We start from the raw sequence: 13,784 nt of genomic DNA on the forward strand, positions 1-13,784 counted from the left end.
TCCCGCTAACTTTAGACAACGCACGACATCTTCCAAAGCAGCCTGCTCAGAGACAGAGATTATATGCCCCTACCTGGTGGAGAGACCGACAAAATTGGCAACCGCTACGAAGGTCGCTGGACTGTATTTTGCATGATAGATGTCATGGATGAGAAAGCAGATTCTATCCGTTTAGAAGAACCAGGTGAGGATGCTTTCGAGTTCTTTATTCGTCGCAACGGGAAATTGGAGTACCACCAAGTTAAACGACAAAAAAGTGGGCGTAGAGGTTGGCCATTAAAGGCTTTGGAGGATACACAAGTACAAGTTTTATCAGACTTTTGGAAAAAACTGAGTGATCCAAAAGCTTCTTGTGTCTTCATTTCTACTCAAGATGCAGAGGAACTCAAAGAATTAGCCAATCGAGCAAGAGACGCTGCATCTTGGGCAGAGTTTGAGCGTGCTTTTCTTAACAAGACACTATCTGGTGGCTTCAACACACTCCGCCAAAAATGGGGCAATTGTTCTGAAATAGCTGCTTTTGAAGCTTTAAAGCGAGTTCGTGTTGAAACATTTGGTGAGGATGTTCTTGTTCGTACCATTGAGAGTCTTCTCGCAGCTTTAGTAGACGGCGATCCAAAAACAATCAGAATTGAACTAGCTGAATTAGCCCTAGAAAGGATTCATCAGGAATTGACGGCACATGATATTTGGCATTATTTGCTACATGAACGAAAATATCGCCGTCGCCAGTGGGGTAATGACCCCCATGTTTTAGCTGCTGTTGAGACTGCAAATAATCTTTATTTTTCTTCCCTGTGTGATACTCAGGCGATCGCCGGTGATATCATTCCTCGCGATGAGGCTCAAATTGCCTTTGAGGAATTAACTGAGAAAAAGCAGAGCATTTTGCTAGTAGGTGAGGCGGGGGTCGGTAAGAGCGGCGTTATGCTCCAAGTATTAGAGAAGCTGCAAAATCAAGGTTTTCCAGTATTAGCTTTTCGTGTAGATCATTTAGAACCAACGTTTTTACCCAAGAGTATTGGACAGCAACGCGATTTGCCCGATTCTCCCGCTATTGTTTTAGCCAACATCGCTCAAAGGCGAGATTGTGTGCTTATTATTGACCAGCTTGATGCTGTAAGTCTAGCATCTGGTCGAAATCCGCAGTTTTTTGATTGTGTTGCTGAAATTATTAAGCAAGCCCAAGCCCATCCCAACATTCGTGTGTTGCTGGCTTGCCGCAAGTTCGATTTAGAAAATGACCACAGATTAAAGCGTTTGGGCGGCGAAAACGGCATCGCTAAAGTTGTGGCGATCAATCGCCTTGATTATTCAAAAGTAAGAGAAGTTGTTGGCGAAAAATTAGGTTTAGATGCGACACGACTAGGTGACAAGCAGCTTGATTTACTATCTGTTCCCTTACATTTGGGTTTGCTTGCAGAAATAGCCGAAGATACCACAATAGATGTTTTAAACTTTCAGACAGCAAAGGAACTATACGACCTGTTTTGGAAACGCAAAAACGAAAAAGTGCGAGAGCGTCTTGGTCGCCCTGTTCAATGGACGCAGGTAATTGATGCGCTATGTGATTATATGAGTAGTCAGCAACAGCAAAGCTTGTCTGCTCCTGAAAGGGTTGTTGATGAATTTGAACACGATGCTAAAGCAATGGCTTCAGAGCATCTTTTAATTTTAGAAGGCAAGCGTATTTCATTTTTCCATGAAAGTTTTTTTGATTATGCTTTTGCACGTCGCTTTGCATCTCGCGGTCAAGAATTGTTGCGGTTTTTAGGGAAACGCGAGCAACAACATTTATTTCGACGCGCCCAAGTTCGCCAAATTCTTCTTCATGAACGCGAAGACGATTTTTACCGCTACCTCAATAATCTCAAAGAATTGCTCAGTAGCTCTGATATTCGCTTTCACATAAAACAGGTAATATTTGCCCTGCTTGCAACACTAAATGTCCCCAAAGAAGAAGAATGGAATATTATTGCTCCACTAATTGGTAATCAAAATGACCCTATTACACAACAAGTTTGGCGCACTTTGTATAGCTCTGTAAACTGGTTTAAACTGTTAAATTCCCTTGGAGTTATAGAACAGTGGCTAAGAGATAAAAATGAGGAACGTGTTGACCAAACGGTAAAACTGCTATCGATTATGCAAAGGCAGATCCCGGAGCAGGTTGCTGAGTTAATGGAACCCTTTGTAGGTGCATCTGAAGCATGGCATCATCGGCTCAATAACCTTGTGCAAGGTGCTGAACTCAGCGCAGGGCGTCATTTCTTTGATCTGTTTCTACGATTGATTCGTGAAGGTATTCTTGACCAAGCAGAAAAGATCATCGATAACAGCCGTGACTTCTGGATGCAAATTTATTCTTTACCTAAGCAGCATCCTGACTGGGCTTGTGAAGCTATTAGCTGTTACCTCAATCGATATCTAGATTTAAGTCTCGCTGCTGGACAACCTAATCTGTTTGAACGCAAATCTGGCGCTCTGCCACACAGTCAATTTAATGAACGAATTTTAAGAGAGACTGCACGAAATGCTCCCAAAGCATTCATTGAACATATATTTCCCTTCATGCTCCGTGTTATGGAATTAACAGCTATACGGGAAGGTAATCCACCTTGGTATGATTCAGTATGGTATTACCGACCTTATGGCAGAGGCTACGATATAGGGCACAAATTGTTAATGGAGATGGAAGTAGCACTGTCTAGTTTAGCTGCAAACAACCCTGAAGATTTTGCTAACTTCGCTCTTGAGCAACTTCGCGGCTCAAATCTTGAAACAATCCAGTTCCTGTTGATTCGTGCTTACGCTGCTAATGGCAAAAGATTTGCTTCGGAGGCTATAGATTATCTGTGCGAACAACCTTCAAGGCTCAAAACAGGATACAGAGGAGCTGGTAATGGGAATATTCGTGCTGCTCCTTATTGGGCTACACGACAGATGATAGAAGCAACTACTCCACATTCCTCAGAAGAAAAGTTAATAAAGCTGCAAGCAGTAATTATTGATTACCACACCGACTATGAGAAAAGTACTGATGGTCGTTGGTTTCGAGGTTATCCACAACTTGTTTTGCTAGATGCCATTCCTCCCCATAAACGCACAGAGACTGTCAATCGTCGGCTACAGGAGTTGAGACGTAAGTTTACAGATTTAAAGTTGTTGGAGGCACCAGGGAAGATAGAGCCACCACAGTCAATGGAAGTTCATTTAGTTGGATCTCCAATACCAGAAGCTGCGACAGACAAAATGACTGATGAGCAATGGCTTAAAGCTATTGCCCGTTATGATTACGATGATTTAGGCACTAAATTTCAACGCACTGGGGAACTTATAGGAGGGGCGGATCAATTATCAAGTCTTCTGGAAAGTCAAGTTAAGAAGGAGCCTACACGTTTTGCCTCGTTAATCTGGCGGTTTCCAGATAATGCTAATTCATCCTACTTTAATGCAGTTTTACAGGGCATTGCTGAAGTTGGACTAGATGTCGAAACCGCAGTTCGTGTATGCCAACGCTGTCACCAACTGCCGCAACGACCCTGTGGGCGCTGGATTTGTTGGTTAATTCGGAAGTTAGCTGATCTGCCTTGGACTTGCGAGGCTTTGGATATTCTGGTCTGGTACGCCTTAGAAGATCCTGATCCAGAGCAAGAGTTGTGGCGTACTGAAACTTCAGGTAGAGAGTCTAACTACGGCGGTAATATTATTGATGCGGGAATCAACTCCACGCGTGGCAGTGCGGTAAAAACGATCGCCGAGCTAATTTTTGCTGATAAAAATCGTGCTTCTTACTTCCAAATACCTATACAGCACATAGTCCAAGACCCTTCTATAGCTGTGAGGTCTTTTGCTGCTGAGGCACTAACAGCAATGTTGAACTATAACAGGGATGTAGCTGTCAGTCTTTTCTTAGAACTTTGTACAACTGAGGATGTATTTTTAGCCACACTAACTGTTGAAGATTTTTTATACTACGCACTACCAACACATTTTCAGAAATTAGCGTCAATTTTAGAACGAATGATTAGTTCTGATCTAACAGAGGTAGTAAGGGTTGGTGCTAGGCAAGCTTGTTTATCATCTTTAATAATAGAGGAAGCGCATTCATTTGCAGAGCGTTGCCTTTCTGGGACAGAATCACATCGTATTGCAGCGGCTGAAATATTCGTTGCTAATCTTCGGTCAGCACATTTCCGTGAATTCTGTGAAACTGGGTTAACTCAACTTTTCAATGATTCTGACGAGAAAGTTCGTGTTGAAGCTGCTGGTTGCTTTTTCCACTTGGAGGGAGAACAACTAGGTGAGTATGTCAGTCTGGTTCAGGCATTTGTTGAAAGCCGTGCATTTGAAACAGATTGTCAAGATTTAATTTATGCACTCGAAAAAACAACAGCTAAACTACCAGATATTACTTATCTCGTATGTGAAAAATTTGTTACAGATTTTAGTTTAATGGCTGCTGACATCCGCACCCGTAGTGCATCAGATGCAGACAAAATCAGTGAATTGCTGATCCGCGTGTACAGTCAAAGTAAAGATGAAAACTTGCGATCGCGCTGTCTTGATTTAGTTGATAGTCTGACTGAGACGGGAGCCTACGGATTAGACAAAGCCTTGCAGCAGTTTGAAAGATAGATTAATTCTGTATTTTAAAATGATTAATTAAAATGTCAGCCCTACTTATGAGGCTTTGGTTTTAATATTCAGTTTTTCTTTTCGCCATTTACCCACACTTTTTTAGTTTTAGTTAAGCGATGGTCTGAACCATTTTAAATTTTCAATTTTGAATTGGGTCATCTGGTGGTGGATGCCGCCCAATTTCTCTATCAGCAGCGCGAATATTAATTATTCTGGCTCGGTTGAATGCTAATGCTACGACTGTGGCGCGTCCTGTTGGTGTCAAGCCGATAATCAAGAGTGTATCTGTTGACCAAATAAAGTGTTCTGGCCAACTATCAGTGCGAGGATTGAATAAAGGTACTTCAGATAACGACTTTTCATCAAAGGATTTAAGTTTATCTGATTTTTTGCGATTGCAATGAAAACAAGCCAAAGCTAAATTATCAATTGAATTAGCACCACCTTTGGTAAGAGGAATTACATGGTCTACAGTGAAGGAAACATATTGCCATTGTTCCGATGCGTGACAATATTCGCACAGAAACTTGGCTCGTTGTCGTACTTGATTTTGAGTAGCTTCACTAATGTAACGATTCGCAGACAAATCTCTAATTCCCTATGATTCACTTTGGTTTTGAGTTAGCGATGAATTTCTGAGTATCCGATTCACCAAACTCAGATAATCGTCTAATTCTTCATATTCATCTAATTCTTTTTCTTCCTGTGAAGTAAGTGCAGATTCTTTTTGCTTAATTAATAATGCTTCAATTCGCCCCTGTACTAAACTGGAAGCTCGAAATATCGGCACTCCTTCTACTAGCTCGATGCGGACAGCACCATCTAATGGCAAACTGCTGGGCAAGTGTGACAATTTCATAGGTAAATTGGTTGTCATGGCATCTATCTCAAAATATACAGTCTTTATTTTAGTAGAGTAAATGTCAGAAATTACTTTCTCCAAACTGTCGGTGAGATAATTTTGGCTGACTTGTCATCTAAATAGAAATTGTAAACAGGTTCTCCTGATAATTCACAGCGAAGCGGCTCAAGAATTTTAGTGAACGGATTCCAAACTGCTGTTACAGTCCGTTTTACTTTCTTTCGTTGCAACTCACACTGAATATGTACCGTAGGTAGATGGATAATCATTGCACTGTGCAACCAAGCTTCTACACTCATTGCATAACGCTCTTGGATATCTAACAATTTTCTCTCTAACTCTCTATTAGTAGCTTCAATTCGTGCTAATTCTTTGTCTTGTTCATCACCAATCAATTTTTTTAACTCAATCTTGTTGCGAATCGAGTCGCTAATCGTGTTGTAATAATCCTTGAGCCTTTCTTCATCCCTAGCTCTTGCTCTTGTTAACTTAGCTTGCCAATTATCTAGAGATTTTCCAATTAATATTGCACTTTGATGTTCGATTAACCTCAACAACTCTTCAATTGGAATCGCCAATGGTGTCTCTTGATACTCCACAGTCATTAGGTCAGACTCCCAAAACAAAGCATCCCCAATTTCTACTGGTGTTACTCCGGTTATTTCATTGATAATGAACGAAACTAAACCAATCCTTTTTTCGGAAGCATTCGCTGTGTAAGCCACATTACACAAGATGTAACGAGTAATTTCTGGTTTAGCATCTAAAAAACGAATTAAGCCATTTTGAGGTGCGAGTCTCTCCAATAAAATTTTCTCAAAGCCTGTGTTTTTAAGATGTCCATCGATTTTAACACCCAACGCACTAATAAGTCCTTTAACAGCTAATAGTTCAGATAGCTTATTTAAGACTTCTGAATGATAGGTGACAAAAACACTTTGGGGTACATCAGCAATAGTTGTAAAAGTAACTTCTTCTGGGAGCGAAAGCAGCGATGCTATATTTTCTGTCAACAACACATTCAAAATGTGTTCACCAGCAGGTTCTGCTATTCCATCATGCAGAGAAACAATTTTTTCTAAAGTAGCAATAATTGGATCTGAAATCATAGTTAGTCAAATCAATTTCTCAAGCTTCAAAATCTTCGCCAAAAATCTGTTCATCCAGTTCCTGAATTTGCTGATACTGGTTTTTGGCTTTCAACAAATTATCTGCCAATTGCTCGAAGGCTGTATCTAATTCGGGCTTGATCTGATGCTTGAGCCAGATATCCATGACAATTTCACTAAAGTCAAATTCATCATCCACGTTCCCTAAAATTGTTTCAATCTCTCCGACCACTAGTTCAAACATATTAATTTTGTCATGCAAGATCCGCAGAATATACTCTTCGATACTGCCTTTTAGACAAAAGTTAAAAATAAAAACATCCTGGGTTTGTCCAATGCGGTGGATACGACCAATGCGCTGTTCTATTTTCATTGGGTTCCAGGGCAGGTCATAATTAACGATCGCATTCGCAAACTGAATGTTACGTCCCTCTCCGCCTGTTTCGGATGCCAGCAGTACAGAAACTGTATCTCGAAATGCAGCGATGGCCTCATCTTTCTGTTTAAGGGACATCCCCCCAGTAAATTCTGCAAAGGGGATATTTGCTGCTTGGAGAGTTTGGGTCAAATAAGTGCTAGTTGCTTTATGGGTCGTGAAGACCAAGGTTTTCTGGGAAGATTTTGAGAGCATCTCTACCAATACTTTTGCTTTCTCGACCTGCTTCACCTGGGCTGCTCGTCTTGCTAAAGACTTCAGTTCAGAGTCAGGTAGGCGTTTGGTCAATTGCTTGAGGGAGTCAGCTAAAGCACCAGGGGATGAACCAGCACGCATCAGCAAATTGGTGCGGGAGAGTCTGTCTAGCTTATCTTCTGAGTTACGTAGATAGTCGCTTAAGTCCTGGTAAAGTTTCTCCTCGCCTGCTGCCGGGGTAACGGTAATTGTGGTGGCGAAGCGTTTGGGCAGTTTGACATCTACTAGAGCGCGGGTATTTCGCACCATGACTTCCCGCATCAGGGAGCGTAACTTTTCGGGATTTTTCGGGACTCGTCCATTCCTGGAATCTACGTATTCTTTTTTAAAAGCGGCTTCTGTTTGTAGCAGTCCTGGCTTGAGGAGGGTCAGCAGATTAAACAGTTCAATAAGGGAGTTCTGCACTGGCGTAGCAGTGAGCATGAGGATAAAGCGCTTATTGAGGGCGTTGACCAGTTTCCAGTTGAGGGTAGTGCGATTTTTCAGGTGGTGGGCTTCATCGACAACTACCAAGTCCCAAGTGCGACTGGTAACGTGGGGATAATGTTTAGCAGACTTAGCCGTGTTTAATGAAGCGATAATTCGCGGATTATTCGTCCAAAATTCATCTATCGGTTGTTGCGGGTCACGGTTATCTGTGGTGATAGTAGCAATATTAAATTTGTCACTTAACTCTGACTGCCACTGGGAAACTAGGGATGCGGGAGTTAACACCAGCATGGACTGTACCATACCCCTAGCTAAGTACTCGGCTATGATTAGTCCCGCTTCAATGGTTTTGCCCAATCCGACTTCATCGGCTAGTAATGCGCGTCCACCCAGTTGTCTAAGTACTTTTCGGGCTGTTTCAATCTGATACCAATATTTGTCAATAGCAGTTAGTGTGGGCAGGCAAATTAGCTGATCGTAGTCTGCCATTACCGAGAGGTTAAACAGGTCTAAACGCGCCTCGTAGAAGTTGAGCGGGTCGTATTTACCAGCTTTCAGGGCTGATAAGGCAGTGTCAGAATTGAATTTGAATGTATAGTTTGTCTCCATGATGCACCCTTAATAGCTACTTTTGACCACACCGCGCACGTACATTTGACCAGTTCAGCACTTAGTCGCCATAGAGTTCCGAGTCTAAGTTGGCAGCTAGGGAGGCGTAAGATACTGCACCAATGAAGTTTGCCAGGGGGTCGCTACTGGAATTGGGGAGGTTGGGATCTGGTGATTTCTGAGTACGTGCAAGCTGTTGAACATACCGCAACACGTCTTCTTGGTGCTGGGATGGCAGTTGTTCAATCGCTTCAAAAATTGCTTGTTTGGTTGTCATAGTCATGACTTAATGTTGCTTGATTCTATAAAGTCTACTGCTGAAATTACCGTCTTAGCTAGAACTTCTCTTCTTCTGATACACTTCAATAAACTGGAAACTAAAACCGAGCCGGTTGACCAAATGTCAACGTATCTTCTAGGAACGAAAGCCAGTGTCAACTTCTGACCCTCTTTGCCGCATTATTGCCCTGTTTAACCAAGCGGGTGGTGTCGCCAAATCGACACTGACCCAAAATTTGGGATATCACTTAGCAAAACGAGAACATCGCGTTCTCCTCATTGACCTAGACCCCCAAGCCTCCTTAACTAAATTCATGGGGCTAGTGCCATCTCAGTTACAAAAAACCGTTGCTGATGCCATTATCGACGAGCAGCCCTTACCAATTCATGAGGGCATTCACGGCATGGACTTGGTTCCAGCAAGCCGAGTCTTAAGTGGAGCCGAAATGCAGTTAGTCAGTGCTGCGATGCGCGAGTTGCGCCTTAAGGAAGCCATTGAATCTGTTCTAAATGAATACGACTTCATTCTTATAGATTGTCCCCCCAGCTTAGGATTGCTTTCCTATATCGCCTTAGTCGCGGCCACACACGTACTCGTTCCCGTTGAAACCCATATAAAAGCCTTTGAGGGAACAGACGAACTCTTACAAACTATCACCCACGTAAAAAATAAAGCCAACCGCAAAATCCAAATAGCAGGGTTTGTTCCCACGCGGTATGCTCAACAGAACTCAGCCGATAAACGTGCATTAGCAGCCATCCAAGAACAACTTTCCGCTTGGGGTCGTATTTTCCCACCCATCCCCAGAGCTACCGCTTTTGTCGATGCGTCAGAAGAACGTGCGCCCCTAGCAGTATTTGACCCGAAACATCCTGTAGTCGCTATTCTTGAAGAAATCGCTTTAGCTTTGGAGGCTTTATGATCCGACGCAAACAAACAGACAAACCCTTTGGGGGTCAAATTACAACTCCACCCCCTGCACCTTGGTTATCCTCCCCAGATGGCGAGTTGCCTTATGCTACTGAAACTACTATCAAACTTTCAGATATAGTTCTGCCTCAACACCAGCCCCGACGATACTTCGACCCACAAGCATTAAAAGAATTAGTCTCGTCAGTCAAGCAGCATGGCATCCTCCAACCTCTGTTGGTGCGTCCAATAGGCTCTGGGAAATACGAATTAGTAGCAGGAGAACGACGCTATCGGGCAGGACTGGAAGCAGAACTTGAAGTTGTGCCTGTGGTTGTGCGTGAGCTATCAGATGACCAAGCGTTTCAGTTGGCTTTGATTGAAAACCTGCAACGATCAGACCTTAACCCTGTTGAAGAAACTGAAGGGATATTGCACCTGTTGGCAATCCGGCTGCATTGCGATGTAGAAGCCGTCAAATCCTTGCTGTATCGAATGAAGAATGCTCACAGTAAGGGGGAACAGCCGTCAAAATCCTCATTAAATGAATCTAGGAAAAACGTTTCTCCTAACCCAGATAATCCACAATCTGAGGACAACGTTTCTGACCATTTAGCCGAGAAAAATGAATCTAGGAAAAACGTTTCTCCTAACCCAGATAATCCACAATCTGAGGACAACATTTCTGACCATTTAGCCGAGAAAAATGAATCTAGGAAAAACGTTTCTCCTAACCCAGATAATTCGCAAACTGGGGACAACGTTTCTGACCATTTAGCCGATGAAACTGAATCTAGGAAAAACGTTTCTCCTAACCTAGATGAAGAACAAGTGAAAACGGTACAAGAGGTGTTTTTGAGCCTGGGACTCATGAATTGGCTATCGTTCATTACCACACGCTTACCTTTGCTAAATCTGCCCGAAGAAATTTTAATGGCACTGCGTTCTGGTCAGTTGGAATACACCAAAGCACAAGTCTTGGCGCGGGTAAGAAATAATGAAATCCGAAAAAAACTTTTGTCCGAAGCGATAGCATCGGATTGGTCTTTAAGCCAAATCAAAGAAAAAATCACCGCTTGGACGGATGATGAACTTACGCCCGACTCGAAAGCATCTAACCAAATACCAGACCGCCTTCAAAATATCACCCAGCGCATTAAAAAGCGTCAGTTATGGAAAGAGCCTAGAAAGCAAAAGCAGCTAGTAAACCTTTTGAACAAGCTCGAAGCCTTACTAGGGGATGAGTGACTTGGGGTAAATTGTCAGGTAATCTCTACTTTTAGAGTCTTTTTACCTTTGATTCATGATTGGGTGCGAGGGGAGAAACAGAGATGGCATCAGATTCACAGATTCGAGAATTACTCAAAGCTTGGTTAGATTACATCCATGTTGAAAATTTGAGTAATGCCAAAGTAGAAGCTGACGATTCAGAACAACCGAACATCTGGGACTCTCTCGTAAATCTGGTAGGCGATAAATTATTAATAGACGAGTCTTTATTTAAAAAACTAAAGCAACCGTTTAAAAGTGCAAAGAACTTTGAGCAAACAAAATTACCATCAATTGCTGTAGCTTTCCCGCAGCTTTATGTAGTTGAATCGAATCGCCGTCAATTTCGCCCGTTGTTCACGATCAATGTTTCGACACTATTCGAGGGCAATTATCGCAGTAGCGGATGGAATTTAACTGATTATGAGTTTCAGCCTGTTATTCCCAATTTGATGCAGTGGTACGGGCTAGAGGAAGAAGCGGCTGAGTCTCTGGTAACAAGGGAAGGGTTGAAAGTTTTTCTCGAAACTACTTTCAATCGTCCCTTTAAAACGCTACAAGATTTTATGGGGCTGATTGAAATACCGCCGTTTCCCGTGCGGTCAAAACTTCTCCCTTATCTGTTGGATTTTGACTACGCTGCTTTTAATTACAACCTCAAAAAAGATTTTCAGAAAATTAGCGACCAGAATTACTTTCAGTGGGCAAGACCAGGACATCCGGCTTACGAATATTTATTTGGACAACCAAAAGCACCTCAACATGAAGTACTTTTTTTGGGTGCTTTTCCCAACTCGCAGCCCGATGACTATCAAGCACTTGCTCTTAAACATTCGCAGTTAAATCCTATTACTGCTGTGATTGGGCCACCGGGGAATGGCAAGACGACATTGCTGTTACATAAGATAGCGCAGCAAGTGGTACATCGAGCCGTGGAATTGGCAACAACGGGTGAAGATAGAAGTAACCTAACTGTGGTAACAAGCACTAACAAATTTGCTGTAAATAACGTTGAGAAAATCTTAGCCAGCAACCTTACGTCTGACCGTTTCTACCTATCAGGAGGCTCTAGGGATTTAGTTGAGAGCCAAGTTTTACCTAGTTTACAAGCTGCACTCGATTGGTTAGCCAAAGAAACATTTAAATTAGATGAATGGGAGTCAGCAAAGCAACAGTTGTTAGCTGGGGTTCAGCAAATAGAATCTCATAGAAAAAAAGACGAAGATGAGCTTCAACAGAAAAGTGTTGATGAACAATTATTAGAGTCACTATGCCGAGATATACAATTGCTTGACGAGGCGATAAAGACTTCTGCATTTGAATCTTCGTCACCATTAGAATTTGACCGCGACTACAATAAGTTCCCCCTAGAAGCTTACCAGCAGATAGGACAATATCTTGACAGTGCTAGGCGTTCTTTGCCGTCTGAAGATTACTGGCAGAATAAGAGTAGAAATGACTTCTGGTTTGTCAAGCTTTTGCAGACGATTAAACGATTCTGGCAGTCGATAACCAAAACCAGCGCACATCATGTTCTCAAACGCTTGTACAAACAGATAGAGATGCCTGTGTTGGCGACACTGGCCACCCCATTTCAATTTCAAATCCCACTGACAACTGAATCTCTCATCGCCGCCCAGCAGAGTGTTGACCAGCTACTTGCAGAAGCATTGAATTGGCAGCAACAACAGAATGGTATTGACAGCGCACAACAGCAGCTTGAGTCAAGAAAGCAGCAACTCAAAGACCTGATTACTCGCCGTTCTCAAATCGAAAACCGTCTTGCTACCTATCCCACAAAAGATTTCTACAGTCGCTTCTACACCGAATTGCACTTGCTGCAAGTAGAGTTATTTGAGTGGTCTTGGCAATTTCAGCAACAAGAAGCTCTGCGACGAAAAGATGAGGTGATAGCTTCCATTAGAACTTACATTGCATTATTGAATGGCGAATGGGATGCTTTTCGTCAGTTAAGTCATAATTGGAGAAACATTTATCGGGATATCAGCCTGTTATTTCCAGTGTTTCTTTGCACTTTGCACTCCATCCGCAATTTGTTACCCTATCCCGATAGTGGCTGTATTGATCAAGTAATTGTAGATGAAGCGGGTCAGATTCCACCGCATCAAGTTTTCCCGGTTTTAGTTAGGTGTAATCGGGCTTTGATTGTGGGCGATCCATTGCAATTGGAGCCGGTTGTTAATTTGAGCGACCAGAAGAAAGACGAATATCGCAGCAAATCTTTTCTGGAACAGGGACTTACGGATGCAGATTATGACCGGTACAGTCCCACTGCTTCCACAGCTTATCACCGAGCAGCCGGGGCATCAGGGCAACCGCAAGATATTGGTCAGGGTATTATCCTTAAATATCATTACCGTTGCGTTCCGGTAATTGCTGATTTTTGCGATCGCTTGTGCAACTACGGGATGGTCATCAAAACTGAACCAAAAGCTTCTCGGTTAGGTACTAACCTGATTGGTTGCCATGTGGAAGGGAAACTTGAGAACAACGTTAATTGGGCAGAAGTTGATGCAGTAGAAGCGTTGATTGAGGAGTTGTTAGCGGCGGGTTATTGCTTAAATTCTCCTGACTCTGACAACACAATTGGAGTGATTTCACCTTACCGCCGTCAAGTAGATGCACTGACTCAACGTTTACGATCTCGCTGGACTGATTTCCCGCAGCAGAGCATTGGTACAGTTCACACGTTCCAAGGTGGTCAGAAGTCAGTGATAATTTTCTCGACTCGCCAATGCCAACCAACTGATAGCCTCTGGTTTATTAATCGGCGGCCTAATTTACTTAATGTGGCTGTCAGCAGAGCGCGAGAACTGTTTATTTTAGTGGGGAATTTGGCACGAATCTCTGAAGGTGGGCATACCAGAGAGTTAGTAGAATATATCAAGGAATTTGGAGAGATGCGGTAATTTTAATCAAGTGCAAATGCCAAAATCCAACACCTAGTTGCGTAGGGGCGATCGC

The 13,784-nt window shown here is 42.7% G+C and carries 9 protein-coding genes; 4 read left to right on the forward strand and 5 right to left on the reverse strand.

The annotated features are described in order from the left end of the window. Positions 1-63: 63 nt before the first annotated feature. A complete protein-coding gene (locus CDG79_RS20440) occupies positions 64-4,638 on the forward strand; it encodes an ATP-binding protein (protein WP_094343755.1) in 4,575 nt (1,524 codons plus the stop codon). A gap of 142 nt (positions 4,639-4,780) precedes the next feature. On the opposite strand, the gene CDG79_RS20445 is transcribed toward CDG79_RS20440, so the two are convergent. The 5 genes from CDG79_RS20445 to CDG79_RS20465 all read right to left on the reverse strand — a co-directional run bounded on the left by CDG79_RS20445 (position 4,781) and on the right by CDG79_RS20465 (position 8,624). Beyond that, complete coding sequence (locus CDG79_RS20445) at positions 4,781-5,227, reverse strand: HNH endonuclease (protein WP_094343756.1); 447 nt, start codon at positions 5,225-5,227, stop codon at positions 4,781-4,783. 12 nt (positions 5,228-5,239) lie between these two features. Further along, positions 5,240-5,518: a hypothetical protein gene (locus CDG79_RS20450; protein ID WP_094343757.1), complete on the reverse strand. Its 279-nt coding sequence runs from the start codon at positions 5,516-5,518 to the stop codon at positions 5,240-5,242. Between the two features lie 53 nt (positions 5,519-5,571). Continuing rightward, positions 5,572-6,612, reverse strand: coding sequence for a hypothetical protein (locus tag CDG79_RS20455; RefSeq protein ID WP_094343758.1), 1,041 nt, complete (start codon positions 6,610-6,612; stop codon positions 5,572-5,574). A gap of 19 nt (positions 6,613-6,631) precedes the next feature. Next, complete coding sequence (locus CDG79_RS20460) at positions 6,632-8,341, reverse strand: DEAD/DEAH box helicase (protein WP_094343759.1); 1,710 nt, start codon at positions 8,339-8,341, stop codon at positions 6,632-6,634. 61 nt (positions 8,342-8,402) lie between these two features. Next, positions 8,403-8,624, reverse strand: a complete 222-nt coding sequence (locus CDG79_RS20465) for a hypothetical protein (RefSeq protein ID WP_094343760.1) — start codon at positions 8,622-8,624, stop codon at positions 8,403-8,405. Positions 8,625-8,772: 148 nt separating this feature from the next. On the opposite strand from CDG79_RS20465, the gene CDG79_RS20470 reads away from it, so the two are divergent. The 3 genes from CDG79_RS20470 to CDG79_RS20480 all read left to right on the forward strand — a co-directional run bounded on the left by CDG79_RS20470 (position 8,773) and on the right by CDG79_RS20480 (position 13,729). After that, complete coding sequence (locus CDG79_RS20470) at positions 8,773-9,543, forward strand: ParA family protein (protein WP_094343761.1); 771 nt, start codon at positions 8,773-8,775, stop codon at positions 9,541-9,543. After that, positions 9,540-10,778 (forward strand): ParB/RepB/Spo0J family partition protein, encoded by a 1,239-nt coding sequence (locus CDG79_RS20475; RefSeq protein WP_442946240.1) that lies wholly within the window; start codon positions 9,540-9,542, stop codon positions 10,776-10,778. The genes CDG79_RS20470 and CDG79_RS20475 overlap by 4 nt, the downstream gene beginning before the upstream one ends. Before the next feature lie 83 nt (positions 10,779-10,861). Further along, entirely contained in the window at positions 10,862-13,729 is a 2,868-nt protein-coding gene (locus CDG79_RS20480; protein WP_094343762.1) for a DEAD/DEAH box helicase, read from the forward strand. Positions 13,730-13,784: the final 55 nt, after the last annotated feature.

The sequence above is a fragment of the Nostoc sp. 'Peltigera membranacea cyanobiont' 232 genome (assembly GCF_002245985.1).
In the GTDB taxonomy this organism is placed as follows: domain Bacteria; phylum Cyanobacteriota; class Cyanobacteriia; order Cyanobacteriales; family Nostocaceae; genus Nostoc.